At 73.5% G+C, this 17687-nt stretch carries 12 protein-coding genes and 1 pseudogene; 6 read left to right on the top strand and 7 right to left on the bottom strand.

The annotated features are described in order from the left end of the window. Positions 1-200 precede the first annotated feature (200 nt). On the top strand, positions 201-1916 hold the full coding sequence (locus ACFY0O_RS33445; protein WP_388953837.1) for an MFS transporter: 1716 nt from the start codon (positions 201-203) through the stop codon (positions 1914-1916). Between the two features lie 100 nt (positions 1917-2016). Then, complete coding sequence (locus ACFY0O_RS33450) at positions 2017-3210, top strand: acyl-CoA dehydrogenase family protein (protein ID WP_388953840.1); 1194 nt, start codon at positions 2017-2019, stop codon at positions 3208-3210. Between the two features lie 23 nt (positions 3211-3233). Here ACFY0O_RS33450 and ACFY0O_RS33455 read toward each other — a convergent pair whose 3' ends face one another. Beyond that, positions 3234-3692 carry a cell division protein SepF gene (locus ACFY0O_RS33455; protein WP_358895075.1) on the bottom strand — a complete coding sequence of 153 codons (459 nt, stop codon included), beginning with the start codon at positions 3690-3692 and terminating at the stop codon, positions 3234-3236. A 285-nt stretch (positions 3693-3977) separates the two neighbouring features. On the opposite strand from ACFY0O_RS33455, the gene ACFY0O_RS33460 reads away from it, so the two are divergent. The 4 genes and pseudogenes from ACFY0O_RS33460 to ACFY0O_RS33475 all read left to right on the top strand — a co-directional run bounded on the left by ACFY0O_RS33460 (position 3978) and on the right by ACFY0O_RS33475 (position 7825). Next, entirely contained in the window at positions 3978-5330 is a 1353-nt protein-coding gene (locus ACFY0O_RS33460) for a DUF5685 family protein (RefSeq protein WP_388953843.1), read from the top strand. A gap of 121 nt (positions 5331-5451) precedes the next feature. Beyond that, a pseudogene (locus ACFY0O_RS33465) lies at positions 5452-6143 on the top strand (DUF1684 domain-containing protein). A 162-nt stretch (positions 6144-6305) separates the two neighbouring features. Then, on the top strand, positions 6306-7190 hold the full coding sequence (locus tag ACFY0O_RS33470; RefSeq protein ID WP_388953845.1) for a S1 family peptidase: 885 nt from the start codon (positions 6306-6308) through the stop codon (positions 7188-7190). Positions 7191-7345: 155 nt separating this feature from the next. Beyond that, positions 7346-7825 (top strand): hypothetical protein, encoded by a 480-nt coding sequence (locus tag ACFY0O_RS33475; RefSeq protein WP_388953848.1) that lies wholly within the window; start codon positions 7346-7348, stop codon positions 7823-7825. A 21-nt stretch (positions 7826-7846) separates the two neighbouring features. Here the strand turns inward: ACFY0O_RS33475 and ACFY0O_RS33480 are convergent, their stop codons facing one another. The 6 genes from ACFY0O_RS33480 to ACFY0O_RS33505 form a co-directional block, all read right to left on the bottom strand. Further along, entirely contained in the window at positions 7847-8746 is a 900-nt protein-coding gene (locus ACFY0O_RS33480; protein ID WP_388954016.1) for a DUF4231 domain-containing protein, read from the bottom strand. 72 nt (positions 8747-8818) lie between these two features. Then, complete coding sequence (gene fxsT / locus ACFY0O_RS33485) at positions 8819-12805, bottom strand: FxSxx-COOH system tetratricopeptide repeat protein (RefSeq protein ID WP_388953851.1); 3987 nt, start codon at positions 12803-12805, stop codon at positions 8819-8821. Continuing rightward, a complete protein-coding gene (locus ACFY0O_RS33490) occupies positions 12789-14201 on the bottom strand; it encodes a TIR-like protein FxsC (protein ID WP_388954019.1) in 1413 nt (470 codons plus the stop codon). The genes fxsT and ACFY0O_RS33490 overlap by 17 nt, the downstream gene beginning before the upstream one ends. Positions 14202-14244: 43 nt before the next feature. Continuing rightward, positions 14245-15021 (bottom strand): aminoglycoside N(3)-acetyltransferase, encoded by a 777-nt coding sequence (locus tag ACFY0O_RS33495; protein WP_388954020.1) that lies wholly within the window; start codon positions 15019-15021, stop codon positions 14245-14247. 104 nt (positions 15022-15125) lie between these two features. Beyond that, entirely contained in the window at positions 15126-17384 is a 2259-nt protein-coding gene (gene fxsBH / locus ACFY0O_RS33500; protein WP_388953855.1) for a radical SAM/SPASM protein FxsBH, inactivated beta-hydroxylase extension form, read from the bottom strand. 29 nt (positions 17385-17413) lie between these two features. Then, positions 17414-17578 carry a hypothetical protein gene (locus ACFY0O_RS33505; RefSeq protein ID WP_388953858.1) on the bottom strand — a complete coding sequence of 55 codons (165 nt, stop codon included), beginning with the start codon at positions 17576-17578 and terminating at the stop codon, positions 17414-17416. Positions 17579-17687 lie beyond the last annotated feature (109 nt).

The following is a 17687-nucleotide window of genomic DNA, read 5'->3' on the forward strand; positions in this document are numbered from 1 at the left end:
GGCGTGAGTGGTGCACACCACAACGGGGCCGCCGCCGGGATGAGAGCTTGACCACGTGCCGGTCACACGAACTCGCGTACGCTGACCCTTCACTCGCGTGTCGATGCCGGACCCCGTAGGACGCCGCGCAGGACACCACCCCGCGGCGCCACACGACGCTGGTCCGCCGAGTGCGAGGGGATCACCTGGGAGGTACATGGATGTCGGGGACGAACACGGCCGGCGACAGGAAGCCCTCCCTGCGGCAGCGGATCACCGAGGCCTCCGGCGGCGCCAACCGCTGGGTCGTCCTCGCGGTCCTCTGCGTCAGCCTGGTGCTCGTCGCGCTCGACGCGACGATCCTGCACGTCGCCGTCCCCGCCGTCACCGAGGACCTGCGCCCCGGCTCCCAGGAGCTGCTGTGGATCGTCGACGCCTATCCGCTGGTGTGCGCCGCGCTGCTGATCCTCTTCGGCACCCTCGGCGACCGGGTCGGCCGCCGCCGGATCCTGCTCCTCGGCTACACCCTCTTCGGCGCGGCCTCCGCCATCGCCGCCCTCGCCGGTGACGCCCAGGTGCTGATCGCCGCCCGCGCCCTGCTCGGCGTCGGCGGGGCGATGATCATGCCCGCCACGCTGTCGATCCTGCGCCAGGTCTTCCCCGACCGGCGCGAGCGGGCCCTGGCCATCGGCATCTGGACCGCCGTCGCCGCGATCGGCGCCGCCAGCGGACCGGTCCTCGGCGGGTTCCTCGTCCAGCACTTCTGGTGGGGCTCCGTCTTCCTCATCAACATCCCGCTCATGGCGCTGATCCTGCCGCTGGGCCGCTGGCTGCTGCCCGAGTCCCGGGGGGCGGCCGACGGACCCTGGGACGTGCTGGGCGCGCTGACGGCCGCCGGCGGTGTGCTCGGCGTGGTCCTCGGGGTCAAGCGGATCGGCGCCGAGCGCCACCTCACCGACCTGAAGGCACTGGTGCCGCTGGTCCTCGGCGCGGTGCTGCTCGTCCTCTTCGTACGCCGCCAGAAGCGGCGCGAGCACCCGCTGATCGACATGCGGATGTTCTCCCGGGCCGCCTTCTCCACCTCGGTGGGCTGCATCGTGCTCGCCATGCTGGCCCTGGTCGGCCTGGAGCTGATCGCCGTCCAGTACCTCCAGCTGGTGCTGGACCTGAGCCCGCTGGAGACCGGCCTGCGGCTGCTGCCGCTGACGTTCGCCGCCATGGCCGCGGGGGCCACAGGCTCGTACACCCTCCAGCGGGTCGGCCCGCGCGCGATGGTCTCGCTGGGCTTCGTGCTGACCGCCGGCGCCGTGCTGCTGCTGACGCTGATGGGCCAGCACGACCGGCCCGCCCTGCTGACCGCGGGGTTCGTCCTGCTGGGCTTCGGCCTGCAGACCACCCTTTTCGCGGCGTACGAGTCCATGCTGAGCGAGGCCCCGGTGGAGGCCGCCGGGGGCGCCGCCTCCATAGGCGAGACCTCCTACCAGCTCGGCGCGGGCATGGGCATCGCCCTGCTCGGCAGCGTGATGAACGCCGCCTACCGGCCCGGCCTGCTCGGCGTGCCCGGGGTGCCGGCCCGGGATGCGGCGGGGGCCGCGAACTCCCTCGGCGAGGCCTACCAGATCGCCGCCCACCTCGGCGGTCCGGCGGGGCGCTCCCTGGCGGAGGCCGCCCGGCACTCCTTCGTGCACGGGCTGCACGTGACCCTGGTGGTCAGCGCGGGCCTGCTGCTGGTGGGCGCGGTGATGGCGCTCAAGCTGCCGCGCACCATGGACAACGCCGATCCGGCCGGCTGCGGGGCCCCTGCCGGGGGCGGGGCCGACGCCGGAGCCCGGCTGCCCGCGCAGCCCAAGGCCGAGGCCGCCGCGGCCCCGGGACCCCGCATCCCCGGGCCGGCGAAGCCCGACCGTGACCCGGCGGTGGGCCGCCACCCCGCCTGACCAGCCCACCCTGACCCGGCCCGGGGGTGGACCCGGGGCGGGAGCGGCGACAAACTTGCACCGCTAGGTTTCGCTCCACGCGCCTGCCGGGAGGCCCCTCTTGTCCGCGTCGTCCGCGCCGAAGAACCCGTTCGTCCCCACCGATCCGCTCGGGCTCGACGAACTCCTCAGCCCCGAGGACCTCGCCGTCCGCGACACCGTCCGCACCTGGGCCGCCGACCGGGTCCTGCCGCACATCGCCCAGTGGTACGAGGACGGGGAACTGCCCGGCATCCGCGAGCTGGCCCGCGAGCTCGGCTCCATCGGCGCCCTCGGCATGTCCCTGACCGGCTACGGCTGCGCGGGCGCGAGCGCCGTGCAGTACGGCCTGGCCTGCCTGGAGCTGGAGGCCGCCGACTCCGGGATCCGCTCCCTGGTGTCCGTCCAGGGCTCCCTCGCCATGTACGCGATCTGGAAGTACGGCTCCGAGGAGCAGAAGCAGCGCTGGCTCCCGGGCATGGCGGCCGGCGAGCTGATCGGCTGCTTCGGGCTGACCGAGCCCGACGTCGGCTCCGACCCGGCGGCGATGCGCACCCACGCCAAGCGGGAGGGCTCCGACTGGATCCTCAACGGGCGCAAGATGTGGATCACCAACGGCTCGGTGGCCGCGGTCGCCGTCGTCTGGGCGCAGACGGACGAGGGGATCCGCGGCTTCGCCGTCCCCACCGACACGCCGGGCTTCTCCGCCCCGGAGATCAAGCACAAGTGGTCGCTGCGCGCCTCGGTGACCAGCGAGCTGGTGATGGACGACGTACGGCTGCCCGCGGACGCGGTGCTGCCGGGGGTGGCCGGGCTCAAGGGGCCGCTGGGCTGCCTCAGCCACGCGCGGTACGGGATCGTCTGGGGGTCCATGGGCGCGGCGCGCGCCAGTTTCGAGGCCGCGCTCGACTACGCGCGGACGCGGGAGCAGTTCGGCCGGCCGATCGGCGGCTTCCAGCTCACCCAGGCCAAGCTGGCCGACATGGCGCTGGAACTCCACAAGGGCATCCTGCTCGCCCACCACCTGGGCCGGCGCATGGACGCGGGGACCCTGCTGCCGGAGCAGATCAGCTTCGGCAAGCTCAACAACGTCCGCGAGGCCATCGACATCTGCCGTACCGCGCGGACGGTCCTCGGGGCCAACGGGATCTCCCTGGAGTACCCCGTCATGCGGCACGCCACCAACCTGGAGTCGGTGCTCACCTACGAGGGCACCGTGGAGATGCACCAGTTGGTGCTGGGCAAGGCGCTCACCGGGCTCGACGCCTTCCGGTAGGCCGGTGCCGGCGGCGGCCTTGCTCAGCTCTGGTTGAAGAAGTCGCGGGAGCGGCCGCCCGCCTCACCGCTGACGATCTGGGTGTCGGCCGGGGTCAGGAGGAAGACCCTGGTCGCCACCCGCTCGATCGAGCCGCGCAGCCCGAACGTCAGGCCCGCCGCGAAGTCGACGACGCGCTTGGCGTCGGTCGGGTCCATGGAGGAGAGGTTGACGATCACCGGGACGCCCTCGCGGAAGAGCTCGCCGATGCCGCGCGCGTCGCGGAACCCGTCCGGGGTCACCGTCGCGATCCGCCGGCCCTGCTCGACCGCGGACTCCGAGGCCACGCGCACCCGGGGGTCGGTGACCCACTGGTCGCCGGGCCCGGAGACCGAGCCCTGGCGGCCGTCCACCGCCTCCGCGTAGTCGTCGTCGTAGTACCGCTCGTCGTCGTTGTCCTCCACGAGACCCAACCAGGCGCTCGCCTTGCGTACCGAACCCATGGACGCCTCCTTTCACCGTGGCCAGTCTGTCTTCTGCTCCGCTGCCCCTATGGTCGTCCATCATGCTGACAACGCGCCAAGCGGATAGCCGCCGCGCAGGGGTTTCGTGACGGGACTGGTGCAGAACATCCGTTGCACCGGCGAGGTTCCGCGCCACTGCCGCTGCTGACTGAGTGAAAATACGACCGCCCCTGCCGTCCGGGTGAGGCGCTGGGGCGTACGGGTGAACGAGTTGGCTGGATACGATGCCCCGGAAGCACGCGGATGACACACGGGGGAAGCGGTTTGTTCGGCATCGTCAGACCTTGTACGCACCGGCTCGGCGAGCGGTTCAAGACGGAGTGGATGGCCCATCTCTGCGGGCTGTGCCTGGCACTTCGGGGTGACCACGGCCAGTTCGCCCGGATCGTCACGAACTACGACGGGCTGCTGGTCTCCGTTCTGACGGAGGCTCAGTCCGGTCCGCTGCCCGGCGCGCGGCGCACCGCGGGTCCCTGCCCGCTGCGCGGCATGCGCACCGCCCCGGTCGCCAACGGGGAGGGGGCCCGGCTCGCGGCCGCCGTGTCGCTGGTGCTCGCCTCCGCGAAGGTGCGCGACCACGTGGCCGACCGGGACGGCCTGTTGGCCCGCGCCCCGATGGCCGCCGCCGCCCGCCGGGTGGCCCGGGGCTGGGACCGGGCCGGCGCCCGGACCGGGGCCGCGCTCGGCTTCGACACGGCCGTGCTCGTCGACGCCGTGGACCGGCAGGGCGGTATCGAGGCCCTGGCCGGCCCCGGCACGCCCGTGCTGGTGGTCACCGAGCCGACGGAGACCGCCACCGCGGCGGCGTTCGCGCATACCGCGGTCCTGGCGGGACGGCCAGGCAACGCCGCGCCGCTGGCCGAGGCGGGCCGCTACTTCGGGCGGCTCGCGCACCTGCTGGACGCCGTAGAGGACCAGGGCGCCGACGCCGCCGCGGGCGCCTGGAACCCGCTCACCGCGACCGGGACCTCCCGCGCCGAGGCCCGCCGGCTGTGCGACGACGCGCTGCACGGGATCAAGCTGGCCCTGCGCGAGGTGGAGTTCGCCGACGCGGGGCTCGCCCACCGGCTGCTGGTGCACGAGCTGCGCACCTCGGTGGACCGGGCCTTCGGCACCACCTCCTGCGGGCACGGCCGCGCCGCGGCGAACTCCGCCGGGCAGGGCTACGGGCAGCCCCCGCAGGGCTACCCGCCGCAGGGCCACGACCCGTACGGCCAGGGCGGGTACGGGCAGAACCCGTACGGCCAGGGCGGCGTCCCGTACGGCCAGAACCCCTACGGCGGCGGCGCGCCGCAGCACGCCCCCGGCGGGCCGGGCCTGCCGCCCCCGATGGGCCCGGGCGGTCCCGGCGGCGGTGGCGGCCACGGCGGCGGGCTGCCTCCGCAGAAGCCGCGCCGGGGACTGCTGCACGGCTGCGCGGTGGCCATCGGGCTGTTCTGCACCTGCCAGATCTGCTGCACGGACTACGAGGGCCCCTGGTCCCGCAAGAAGCGGGACGCCTGGTGCGACGACTGCGACTGCGACTGCTGCAACTGTGACGGGTGCGGCTGCGACGGCTGTGACTGCTGCAACTGTGACGGCTGCTGCTGCGACGGCTGCGACTGCGGCTGCAGCTGAGGTCCCGAGGAGCCCGGGGGCCAGCTGAGCGTGCGTCAGTTCCCGCTTCGCGCAGGCCCGTACGGCGTACGGGGGGATTCCCGCCCCGGTCCGCCGGGAAGGGCTGAGCGGCATGAGCGGCATGAGCGACGACGACGCGAGCGACGAGGCGGCGGCGGCCTGGCGGCGGTGGCACGAGCAGCGCGAGGCCACCGTTTCCGTCTCCGACGGCCCCCGCGCACTGACCGGCACCCTCCCCCAGGCTTCGTCCGGGGCGACCCCCAGGCTCTCCGAGTCGGTGCCGGAGGACCTGGAAGGTCGAATTCCGGCCGTTCCGGGACGCCGGCGCGCCACCGCCGGCGCCGTGGTGGTGAGCGCCGTCCCCGAGGACGGCCTGGAGCCCGACGGCCGGCCCCTCGAAGGCGAGGCGCCGCTCACCGCCGACGCGGGCCGGCCGGCCGCCTCCCGCCTGGCCGCGGGCGGCCTCCGCCTGGTGGTGATACCGACGGGCGCGCCCGCGGGCTCGGCCTCGGCGGCGAGCTGGTCTTCGAGCACGCCGGCGCCGCGCATCGCCTCCAGGCGGCCGCCGACGGGGACGACGGCAGCCTCTGGGCCGTCTTCGCCGACGCCACCAGCTACCGGTTCCGCTTCCTGCGGCCCGGCACCCCGGATCCGGACGGGGGCGTCACCGTCGACCTCAACCGGGCCCTGCTGCCGCCCTGCGCCTTCGCCGACCACTTCGTCTGCCCGTTCCCGCCCCCCGGGAACCCCCTGCCGTTCGCGGTCGCCGCAGGAGAGCGACGGCTGAAAGGCGCCCTTGCCGCCGGTAACTGACGCCAGGACACTCCCGTTCAGCGTCATCCGGCGGACTTGTCAGGGGCACGGCGAAACGTTCGGCCGACGGCCGCGCGCCCGCCGCGCCCTCCCCCCGCCGCTCAAGGGCTCAGGCACCCCCACGACCCGCCGGGCCCCAGACCCCCTCCGGGAGGACGTGAAGTGAGGACCAACAGCACCGCCCGACTCCGGCTGCTCGCCGTGGCCACCGGTCTCGCCGCCGCCGCCGCGATCGCCGCCCCCACCGCCGCCAGCGCCGACCCCGCCGACTCCGGCTTCAGCGCCGCCCGGCTCGCCGCCGCCGGAGCCTCCGTGCTGCGCGCCGACGTCGCCGGCACCGCCTGGCACACCGACCCCGCCACCGGGACCCTCGTGGTCACCGCCGACTCCACCGTCACCCAGGCCGACCTGGCCAGAATCCGCCACGAGGCCGGACCCGACGCGGCCGCCCTGCGCATCGAACGCACCCCCGGGAAGATCAGGAAGCTGCTCTCCGGCGGCGACGCCATCTACGCCACCAGCTGGCGCTGCTCCCTCGGCTTCAACGTCCGCAGCGGCAGCACCTACTACGTCCTGACGGCCGGCCACTGCACCGACGGCGCCGGCACCTGGTGGACCAGCACCTCCCACACCACCACCATCGGCACCACCGTGGGCTCCAGCTTCCCCACCAACGACTACGGCCTCATCAAGTACGCCAGCAACAGTCCCGTCCCGCCCGGCACCGTCGGCAACCAGGACATCACCAGCGCCGTCGACGCCACCAACGGCATGTCCGTCACCCGCCGCGGCTCCACCACCGGCATCCACAGCGGCTCCGTCACCGGCCTCAACGCCACCGTGAACTACGGCAACGGCGACGTCGTCTACGGCATGATCAAGACCAACGTCTGCGCCGAACCCGGCGACAGCGGCGGCCCCCTGTACTCCGGCAGCCGCGCCGTCGGCCTCACCTCCGGCGGCAGCGGCAACTGCAGCTCCGGCGGCACCACCTTCTTCCAGCCCGTCACCGAGGCCCTGAGCGCCTACGGCGTCAGCGTCTACTGACGGCACGGAAACCCCACCCCGGCGCAGGCCCCCTGGACGTCCTCCCGCCTTCTGGGAGGATGTCAGGGCCTGTCGTCAAACCCCCGTCTGCCCCGCGGGCGACGACGGGGGTTTGACGACAGGCCCTAGGGCGTCCACCGGGGGGAGAAGCTCGCATGAAGCGGATCGGCGTGACGGGCCACCGGGCGATTCCCGACGCCTGCCTCGCCCAGGTCGAGGCGGGCCTGCGGGCCGTCCTCGGCGGGCACCCGGGGCCCCTGGAGGCCCTGTCCAGCCTCGCCGACGGGGCCGACCAGCTCTTCGCCGCCATCGCCCTCGAATACGGCGCCGAACTGACCGTCGTCATCCCCAGCGGGGACTACGAGGACACCTTCCGGGACGGCGGCGGCCTCGCCGCCTACCGCCGCCTCAGGGAACGGGCCACCCAGGAGGTCGTGATGGCCTTCCCCCGCTCCACCGACGAGGCCTACTACGCCGCCGGCACCTACATCGCCGACACCTGCGACCGGCTCGTCGCCGTCTGGGACGGCCTCCCGGCCCGCGGACACGGCGGCACCGGCGAGATCGTCGCCTACGCCCGGGCCCTCGGCAAACCCGTCACCGTCATCTGGCCCGAAGGCGCGGCCCGCGACTGAACCGCGCCCCCGGACCACGCCTCAACTGCTGTGCCGGGCCAGCCAGTCGGTGTGCTGCGGCGACACGTACCGCTCCGTCTCGTACACCGCCGACGGCCACTGCGACTCCGTGATCGTCGTCTGCATCACCACCATCATCGCCGACAGGTCCTGCTCGATCAGCGTGTGCGCCTCGATCAGCGGATGGTGGCGGCGCACCTCGTTCCAGGCGATCGCCGCCGCCGCGGCCGCACTCGTCACCCCCGCCGCAGCCGAAGCCCCAGGGCCCGAACCGAACGCCCCCGACAGCGCGCACACCAGCCCCAGGCAGGTCAGCAGCACGATCGTCCACGACCACAGCGCCGTCGCCCGCCGCGAGCCCTCCGCCCTGCGCTGGTACCAGGTCCGCTGCTCGATCAGCCGGTCCCGGACGTACGTCTCCCGGCGCACCTGGTACCCCAGCCCCCGCAGCCGCTGCATCGCCCCCGTGATCTCGGCCCCCTCCGGCACCAGGCCCTCCGCCCGCGGATCCCGCCAGCCCATCTTGCGCAGCTCGTCCAGCCCCTTCTCCAACCGCGCCCGGTACACCCCCTCCACCCCGGCGACCTCACTGCCGAACGGCGCCCCGTGCACGGCGTACCGCCACGCCAGCGACTTGATGAACTCGGCCGCGCTCCGGTTGAGCTGCCACTGCGGACGCGCCCGCCGCCGCGTCGCCCGCACCCCCACGGCCAGCACCCCCGCGTACGCCAGCGCGCTCAGCGCCGCGAACAGGTGCGCCCCGCCCGCCGCCGGCCCCGCCGGAAGGGCGCCCGCCCCCGCGGCCACGACCAGCAGCACCAGCTGCGTCCGCGTGGCCTGGACGGACTCCCGCTGCCGGGAGACCGCCGCCTGATCGGTGTGGTGGAAGAGGGCCGGCAGGTCCTCGCCCCTGAAGGTCATGCTGTCGGTCACGGCGCCCCCTGCGCTCGCTCCCGGGCGGCGGGGCCCGAAAGCCCCGCCGCCCTCGTCGGATCACACCGCCAGCGGCTCCAGGTCCCGGTGGACCCGCCGCTCGTCACGCGCGTACCGGGTCAGACCGTGGTCCTCCCCGAGCAGCCGCGCCAACTCGGACACCGCCTCCGCCCGCACCCGCGCCGCCTCCTCCTTGCGGCCCGTCATGTCCAGGCTCACCGCCATGTTCGACGAGCTCGCCAGGGTCTCCGGATGGTGCGCGCCGAGCGCCTCGCGCAGCCGCACCACCGCCTCCCGCTCCAGCTCCAGGGCACCCTCCGGATCACCGAGGTCCGCCAGGGCGTTGGCCAGGTTCAGGTGCGCGAAGATGGTGTGCGGATGGTTGTCGCCCAGCACCTCGCGCATGCTGCGGATCGTCTGCCGCAGCAGCGGCTCCGCCGTCTCCGCCGCGCCCGTCCCCCAGTGGAACACCGCCAGGTTGTTCAGCGCGGCCAGCGTGTACGGGTGCTTCTCGCCCGGCACCTTCATGTACTCGTCCACCACCTCCTGCGCCAGCTCCCGCGCCGCGCCCGGATCACCGGTCGCGAACAGGTCCGAGGCCAGGTTCAGCTCACACGCCAGCAGGTCGGGGTTGACCGAGGTGTACTTGGCCCGGTAGCGGTTGCGGGTCGCCGTCGTCAGCCGCAGCGCGTCCTCCAGCTCCCCGGCCCGCCGCAGCGACACCGCCAGGTTCTTCGCCGCCGACAGGGTGCCAGGGAAGGCCCGGCCCAGCGTCCGCTTGTAGATCTCGTACGTCCGGCCCAGCAGCTGCACCGAGTCGTCGTACCGGCCGACCTCGCGCAGGTCGCGGGCCAGGTTCTGGGCCGAGGACAGGGTGTACGGATGGTCCGGGCCCAGCACCTCCGTGCGCCGGTCGAAGACCTCCTGGTCGATCTCCCTGGCCCGCGCGTACTGCCCGACCATGCGCAGGTTCAGCGCCAGGTTGTTCGCCGCCGCCAGGGTGCGCGGGTGCGCCTCGTGGAAGATCTGGCCGAAGCCCTCGTGGGCCGCCGTCGCCAGCTCCATCGCCTCGCCGTACCGGCCGAGCGCGCCCAGGTCCATCGCCAGCCCGCTGGTGGTCATGTACGTGTGCGGGTGCGAGGGCCCCAGCGCCTCCCGCTGCCGCTCCAGCGTGACCTCGTCCAGCTCCTTGGCCTCCACGAACCGGCCCTGCGAGCGCAGGATGTTCGACAGGTGGAAGCGCAGGTACAGGTACTGCAGGTCGTCGCTGCCGAGCATCTCCCGCCAGGCCTCGCGCAGCTCCTCGCCCAGGGTGTACGCGGCCTTGAAGTCACCGCGCTTCCACAGGTAGCGGACCCGGTCGATCAGCAGCCGGCGGGTCTCCGGCTCCTTGCAGAACCGCGCCTCCGACGGGTTCAGGTGCGGCCAGATCGTGTTGAACTTCGGCCAGGTCGCCGGGTTGTCTATCGGCTCGTCGTCGTCCGGGCGGGCCCCCGCCAGGATCCGGTGCACCGCGTGGCGGGCCTCGCGCTGCTCCTCCTCCGACAGCTGCGCCCGGATCACGGCCTGCACCAGCCGGTGCACCTGGATGCTGTTGCCGACCTGGTCGACCTTGGCCATCGCGAACCGGCCGATCTCCCGGATCACCCGGCCCAGCACCAGCTTCTCCTGGAGGGAGGCGTCGTACGGCTTGAGCGCGTCGATCATCTCCTTGCTGTAGAGCAGGTTCGCGGAGATCGGCTCGGGCGCGAAGAAGGCGCACAGCTGGAGCAGGCGCACGGCGGCGGGGGAGCGGGACTGGAGCCGCTCGATGGACACGTTCCAGGTCGCGGCCACCGGCTGCGGGTACCCGGCCGGCTGGTTCAGGCCCAGCACCCGCGCGGTCTGCTCCGCGAGCTGCTCCAGGTACGCGGACACGGGCGTCGCCGTCTCCGCGATCCAGGCCCCGGCCTGCTCCACGGCCAGCGGCAGGTCGCCCACCGCGACCGCCACCTGTTCGGCGTCCTCCTTGGTGAGCCCGGGCGCCCGGCGCTGGAGGTGCTCGACGGACTCCTCGCGCAGGAACACGTCCACCGGCAGCGCGTCCCCGTACTGGGACCAGGACTGGTTGCGGGAGGTCACCAGCACGTGCCCCGGACCGCCCGGCGGGAAGAACCGCTTGAGGGTCTCGGGATCGTCGGCGTTGTCGAAGACCAGGAGCCAGCGCGAGGTCGGCACGCCGCGGCGCAGCAGGTCGATGGCCTCCTGGGAGGCGGCCGCCATGTCCTCGCCGGTCTGCGCGCCCAGCCGTACCGCGAGTTCGGCGAGGGCCGCGACCACGTCGTCGGTCTGCTCGGAGGAGATCCACCACACCAGGTCGTAGTCGGCCATGAACCGGTGCACGTACTCCAGCGCCACCTGCGTCTTGCCGACGCCGCCGAGCCCGTACAGGGTCTGCGGCTGCGGCAGCACCACGGCCATGCCGCCGCCCAGCTGGTCGCGCATCCGCTCCAGCACCATGCTGCGGCCGGTGAACCCGGGGTTGCGGGGCGGCGCGTTCCAGATCTTGGGGACGGTCCCCGGGAAGCGGGGGCCGGGCTGGGAGGCGCCGGCGACGGTGTCGGCGAGGGCCGTCGGCCGCTCCACCGCGCGCAGCAGGGCGGCGGTGGCGTGCACCTCGTCGAGCCGGAACAGGTCCACCGGGTTGCGGTCGATGTACGGCGTGGCCAGGCGCACGTCGCCCACCCGCAGCGGCACCAGGTGCCGCCGGCCCCCGGTGGGGTCCTCGGCGGCGGCCCGGTTCCACACGTCCACGGCCCGGGCCGACTTGAGGTAGGCGCTGGAGAGCAGCACCACCGTCCGGCCGGCGGTGTCCAGGCTGATGCCCGTCCCGCCGCCCAGGGTGTCGCCGGCGCCGCCCTCGGGGGCCGGCGGGCGTTCGGCGGAGACGTCCCTGGGCACCACCCGGAAGCCGGCCCGGGTGAGCACCGACTCGATCCAGTCGGCCCACATCCGGTTCTCTGCGACGTAGGAGAGGAACAGGTCGGCGGGCAGGGCCGGGCGGCGGCGGGTGAAGGCGTCCCGGATCCGCAGCCGGACCTCCTCGGCGATCACCGGCATGGAGGTGACCTCGCCCTCGGTCACCACCGCCGTCAGCCGCTCGAAGGCGGAGAGCAGCGAGTTGGTGAGCCCGGCCTCGTCGCCGAAGGTGGCCAGGGTCTCCTCGTAGGCGTAGTACGGGCGGTACGGGATCTCCACCGCGCCCCAGTAGGCGGTCAGTTCGTCCCCCACGAGCCCGCCGGGGAACCGGTCGAACTTGATCCGGGCCAGCGCCCGGCCCGCGTCGGCCTTCTCCTTCTCGCCCTCGTCGATGCGCATCGGCACCGGGTAGATCCGGATGCCGCGGTCGTTGAACCGCTCGTCGATCTGCCGGGCGACGGAGGCGGCGCCGTCGATGGACTGGTCGGAGAGGGTGAAGCAGTCGACCAGGACGTCGGGGAGGTGGACGGTGCAGATGTCGGCGATGTCGGACAGGCCGGTGCGGCTGTCGATCAGCACGTAGTCGTAGTTGCGCTTCATGTCGGCCCGCAGGGCGTCGAAGAAGAGGCCGCCGCCGAGCCGGTCGTAGAAGTTGTCCCAGTCGAAGGTGGACACGGTCGCCGAGTACTCGCGGTTCTGCCGGCCCGCCGAGACGAAGTCGAGGGTGCCCCCGTCGGGGAAGTCCCAGCCCAGGTTCTCCGGGCTGAGGGAGACCGCGTGCGGCTCTATCCGCGCGTAGTCCTTGTGCCAGTCGGAGGCCCGCTGCACCGGGCTGGTGGCGGCCCACGCGTACTCGCTGATCAGGTCGATGACCCCGGTGGTGGCCCCGAGCGTGGAGGGGTCCAGGAAGGGGTGGAAGAAGCGGTGAAGGCCGGGGGCCTCCAGGTCCCAGTCCACGGCGAGCACCCGCTTGCCGTTGGAGGCGAGGATCCAGGCGGTGTTGGCCAGCGCCATCGTGCGGCCCGTACCACCCTTGTACGAGTAGAAGGTGACGATGCGTCCGTCACGGCTGTCACGACTGGCTGTCATCCGTGTCCCCCCGGTCGGTTTCGGTGCTGTCGTCGGCTGTGTCGGCTGCGTCGCCGCCCTCCGGCCCGTACGGGTGCGCGGTGGGCGGGAAGGGGGCCGGCGGCGGGTCGCTCATCCCCATCGGCCCGACCAGGCGCCGGCGTTCGGTGGGGGCGTGCCCGGCCGGCGGGTACGCCTGGGCGTGTCTGAGGAACTGCTGGGCGGCCGCCTCGACCACCTGCGGGAGGATCTGGCCGAGCGTCTCCATGCTGGCCACGCCGTTGGCGGCGGCCCGGCAGGCGGCCCGGCCCTGGCTCATCTTGACCGGCAGGGTCTCCTCCAGCCGGCGGGCCAGTTCCTCCTCCTTGGCCCGGCTCTGGTGGTCGTAGCGGTTCCACGGCACCACCACGTTGATCCACGGGCGGTGCTCCTGGTCGAAGGCGGCCAGGCGCTGGCGGCGGTGCTCGTCCTCCACCGCCCAGCGGTCGACGATCAGGATCTCCGGCCGGGTGGGCGGCTGCTTGCTGTCGAAGTGGCCGGCCTCGTCGTCGAAGGAGGAGAGGGTGGTCTGGTAGTTGAGGTTCTTGACGAGCTCCTCGGCCACGTAGGCCACCGGCCGCCGGGAGGCGGGGTGGTACGGGTTCCACTCCAGGGCGTTCTCCCCGTAGTACTCGGGGCTGCGGCCCTCGGGCAGGTCGTGCCGGGAGGCGGCGGCCACCGTCACGTGGAGGGTGCGGGCGGAGGGGCTGCCGTGGCGGCCGCCGGCCGGGCCGAAGGCGCTGGGCACCACCCGGTAGTCCAGCGGGCGGACCGGTTTCAGGCGGACGTTCTCGGCCACCCCGACGATGTGGCGGGCCAGTTCGTACACGGCGTGCTCGTACTGCTCGGCGTAGCCGCGCAGTTTGATCAGCCCGTACAGCCCGTCGGTGACGTAGCGCTCGCCGAAGGTGCTGTGGTTGAACTGCAACCGCTCGGCGGGGAGCGGCAGTTGCGCGGGAGGCACCGGCACCCACAGGGCGGGGACGATGGCCTCGGTCTTCTCGTCGCTGGCGGCGCCCACCTGGATGGCGCGCTGCGCGAAGGCGAACCACTCCTTCCCGCACATCTGGCTGGCGAAGTAGCGCGGCGAGAACAGGGGGACGAAGACCCGGCAGGTGGCGAGCGCCGCCCCGAGCCGCTCCGACCAGCCCTCGCCGCTGCGTATCTCGCGGTCCATGAAGCCGACCTCGGAGCCGGCGGGCAGGCTGGTCAGCGCCATGATGTGGTTGCAGAGATCACGGTAGAGCCGCTCCACCCACATGTCCGGGTCGGGTCCTCCGGGCCCGAACCTCGGCGTATGCGCGTAACTCAGGAAAAAATACGGCTGCACTGATGCGGGCACACGACCCCCGTCCCGAAGATGCGAGCGAAGGAACATCATTCCGGAGCTCCTTCGCCACATCCCCTCCTCGTTCAGTCAATCAGCGTCTGTTTTCGGTCATCCAGGTCTGGGCGTGATCGACGGCGTCCGTGATGGAGAAGAGGACGGCGGGCGCCCCGCCCACCTTTCCCCGGCGCAGGAGCGAATCCGGGAATGCCCGGCCGATCTCCGGGAAATCACCGTCGTCCAGGGCGACGTCCTCGTATCTGGTCCACTCCCCCTCGTGCCCCTTCCCCCGTGGGCCGCCCGAAGGGTTCACCTTCACCACACAGTCGTACATGCGCAAGGGGGGCTTCGGAATTCGGTACTCCGCGAGGTGGAAAGCGGTGCAGGACTCGAATCCCACATTGATCATGAGAACCTGTCCTCCCTCCCAGCACAGTTTCCCCAGCGGGGAATCCTCGCCGAGATGGCATTCCAGCCGGTGTTCCGCGCAGATCCGGTGCGCGTCCGCGCCGAGCGCGGCGAATGAGGTCTGCGGATGGCCGCTGCGGGCGGCGCCCGGCGCGGTCCGGACCGCCTCGGCGAGGGCGCCCATGCCCTGGCTCGGGGTGCGCTCCGGGTCGAAGGCGGGCATCCGCGCGCGGAAGGCCGCCACCGCCTCCGCGTCGAGCCCGGAGATCCTGGCCAGGTGGGCGGAGGAGGTGAGGGAGTTCTCCGCGGTGAAGGCCGGGACCACCAGGGTGCCGTGGGGGCCCAGCACTCCCGTCAGGGCCTCGCGCAGGGTCTGCGGACGCAGGCCGGTGCCGCCGAGCGCGGCGTGCACCAGCAGCCGCCGGCCGGGGCGCACGCCGAGCAGCCGCAGCTGCACGGCCAGGGCGGGGGCACTCGGGGGTGCGGGTGCGCGGGCGGGCGCCTGGGCGGGTCCGGATAAGGAACGCGGCACGCGGAGCGCGGAGTTCCCGCGCGGGAGGGGGGAGGTCACGCGTCCACCGCCTTCAGTTCCCAGCGCAGTTCCTCCACCAGCCGCTTGCCGGTCACCGTCAGCTCGGCCGCCTCCGACAGGTGGTCCAGGGCCCGGTGGATCCGGTCCGCGCCGCCCGGCTCCTGGGTGGTCGTGGCCCGCCGGTACGCCTCCACCGCCACCCGCTCGTGCACGTCGGCCAGCAGTCGCGACACCGGCACCGGGCGGGACCGCCAGGGCGACGGGTGCTGCCAGGCCCCGTCCAGCGCGTACAGGTCCGTCACCTCGGTCAGCGCCCGCAGCCGGGCCCGCCGCCGCCCGGTCAGCAGGGCCAGCGCGGTCTCCCGCACCCCGGCCGCGTACGGGACCCCGAGCGCGCCCGGCCCGTGCCGCCCGGCCTCGCCCCAGCCCTGCGCCCGGGGGCCGCCGGCCAGGGGGGTCAGGGTGCTCAGCCCGGCCGCGGCCGCCCGGGCGAACTCGGGGACCGTGCGGTGCAGCAGGGCCCAGGCCGCGTCGAGCCGGCGCCGCCACGCGTCGGCCTCACCGGCGCCGAGCCGCAGCCGGGGCGGGCGGGCGAAGCAGTTGCGGTACGGGTCCAGGTCCTCCAGTGCCACCGGCCGCTGGGCCGGCCCCGGCCGCCAGGTCCGTACGGGCAGCCAGCGCGCGTCCCCCGCCGCCGGGCCGAAGCGGTGCTCGGTGCGGCCCGCCCGGACCACCGCGTAGCCCTCGCCGGTGGCGTGCAGCGCGGCCCGGCCCTCGGTACCGGGCTCCCCGAGCCGCAGCAGGCCCAGCGTCGGGAGGTACACCTCGCCGTCCCGGTACGCCACTTCGGCCGCCGGCTCCAGCCCCCCGCGCAGGACGGCGGCCGCCGCCAGCGCGGCCAGCCTGCGGGCGGCGCCCGGGGCGTCGAGGCGGCCCTCGCGGGCGGCGTCCAGGGCCTCCAGCACCCAGGTCCGGGTGAACGGGTGCCCCAGTACGGCGTCCAGCGCGTCCGGGTCCGCCCCCTCGACCCCGGTCAGCAGCTCCCAGGCCCGCGCCCAGTCCGGGGCGCCGGCCAGCTCGCCGTGCAACCGGGCCAGCAGGGCGCGGGTCAGCTCCTCCTGGGAACGGGCGAGCTCGGCCGGGTCGGCCAGCTCCGGCGCGGTCTCCCGGGCGGCCGTCCGGCCCTCCACCCCCTCCACCAGTTCCCGCAGGTCGGAGCAGTAGACGGAGGGGTTGTCGAAGCCCGCTCCGGCGGGGCCGTCCTCCCGGTAGCGGTGGGTGTAGAGGCCGCCGCCGCACGAACGAACGACAGGGCACCGCCGGCACGTGCCGCTGACACCCGCGAGCCCCAGCTGCCGGGCCCGCACGCCCGGGTGGGCCGCCACCAGGTCGAAGGGGTGGTCGAAGACGTTGAACCCGGTGGCGGCGGCCCCCTCGAAGGCGCTCTTGAGGGAGTCGACCTGCTCCAGCGTCCCGTCGGTCTCGACGACGACCAGGTCGGTCGGGGCCAGCCCCAGGGACTCCGTCAGGCTGGGCCCTCCGCGCAGGGTGGACAGCAGGGACTCGAAGAGGCGGACCGGCACCGGCCGCCCCAGCTCCTCCCAGCGGTCGAAGGCCCGCAGCAGCCAGCGGGCGTACGCGTCGGGCGCGCCGCCGGGCCGGGGCGGCGGGGTCTGCCAGGTGGCGTGCGGGAGCAGGAAGTCCACCCGGGGCGGCTCCAGCGCGACCAGGGCGTCCAGCACGCCGACCGGGTCGTTGGCCACGTCCACCGTGCACAACAGGCCCTGGTAGAGGTGGCGGTAGGGCTCCGAGCGCAGCAGGGCGAGGGCCTCCAGGACCAGCGGGTGGCTGGAGCGGCCGTCGGCGAAGCGCCGGTGGCGGTCGTTGGCCGCGCGGTCCCCGTCGAGGGAGACGCCGACCCGGACGCCGTACTCGGCGAAGAGGTCCAGGTAACGGGGGCTCAGCTGGAGACCGTTGGTGTGGATCCGCAGGTCGAGGTCGGCCGTCCCGGCGAGCGCGCGGGTGAACTCCTCGCACGCGAGGCCGAGTCGCTCCGGGCCCGCCAGCAGGGGTTCCCCTCCGTGGAAGATCACCGTGACGGAGGGGAGTGCATGGTCACGGGCATGTTCGGCGAGCCGCGACGCGGTCCGGGAAATGACCCCGGGGGAGATCACTTTCGGCCGGGCTCGCCAGCTCTGATCAGCGTGTTCGTAGACATAGCAATGATCACACGCAAGATCGCATCTGCTGTGAACCTTCAGGACGATCTCGCGAAATGCGATCAGGCCGGTCATTCCACCAGTCTAGAGCGCGTACTGCATGGTCAGAGCGCAGAGTTGAAGATCGGTGCCTGCGCGTGACGACCGGATTCCGACGGCAGTACCCGGCCGAGCGCCGCGGCGACGGACGCATTGCGGACGTCGATCTTGTCGAGGGGGACCCGGAGGTCCTTGTCCGCGCTGGTCGGAGGGGTGGCGGAAGTGTTCATGGCACCGTCCTCGGGGAGGCCGTAGGGAAGGGGAGGGAATGACTCCGGCGCGCCGCCGGCGTCTGGCTCGGACTTTACTCGTCCGCACCCCATTGGCAACCGAGACATG

Origin of the sequence: Streptomyces sp. NPDC001594, assembly GCF_042893675.1 — a bacterium.
Taxonomy (GTDB): domain Bacteria; phylum Actinomycetota; class Actinomycetes; order Streptomycetales; family Streptomycetaceae; genus Streptomyces.

What these genes read in the sequence shown, in the direction of transcription:
- ACFY0O_RS33480 (WP_388954016.1), bottom strand. Translation starts at nt 8,746, where the DNA reads ATGACCTTCAGGGGCGAGGACCTGCCGGCCCTCTTCCACCACACCGAT.
- ACFY0O_RS33445 (WP_388953837.1), top strand. Translation starts at nt 201, where the DNA reads ATGTCGGGGACGAACACGGCCGGCGACAGGAAGCCCTCCCTGCGGCAG.
- ACFY0O_RS33490 (WP_388954019.1), bottom strand. Translation starts at nt 14,201, where the DNA reads ATGTTCCTTCGCTCGCATCTTCGGGACGGGGGTCGTGTGCCCGCATCA.
- fxsBH (WP_388953855.1), bottom strand. Translation starts at nt 17,384, where the DNA reads ATGACCGGCCTGATCGCATTTCGCGAGATCGTCCTGAAGGTTCACAGC.
- ACFY0O_RS33475 (WP_388953848.1), top strand. Translation starts at nt 7,346, where the DNA reads ATGAAGCGGATCGGCGTGACGGGCCACCGGGCGATTCCCGACGCCTGC.
- ACFY0O_RS33455 (WP_358895075.1), bottom strand. Translation starts at nt 3,692, where the DNA reads ATGGGTTCGGTACGCAAGGCGAGCGCCTGGTTGGGTCTCGTGGAGGAC.
- ACFY0O_RS33505 (WP_388953858.1), bottom strand. Translation starts at nt 17,578, where the DNA reads ATGAACACTTCCGCCACCCCTCCGACCAGCGCGGACAAGGACCTCCGG.
- fxsT (WP_388953851.1), bottom strand. Translation starts at nt 12,805, where the DNA reads ATGACAGCCAGTCGTGACAGCCGTGACGGACGCATCGTCACCTTCTAC.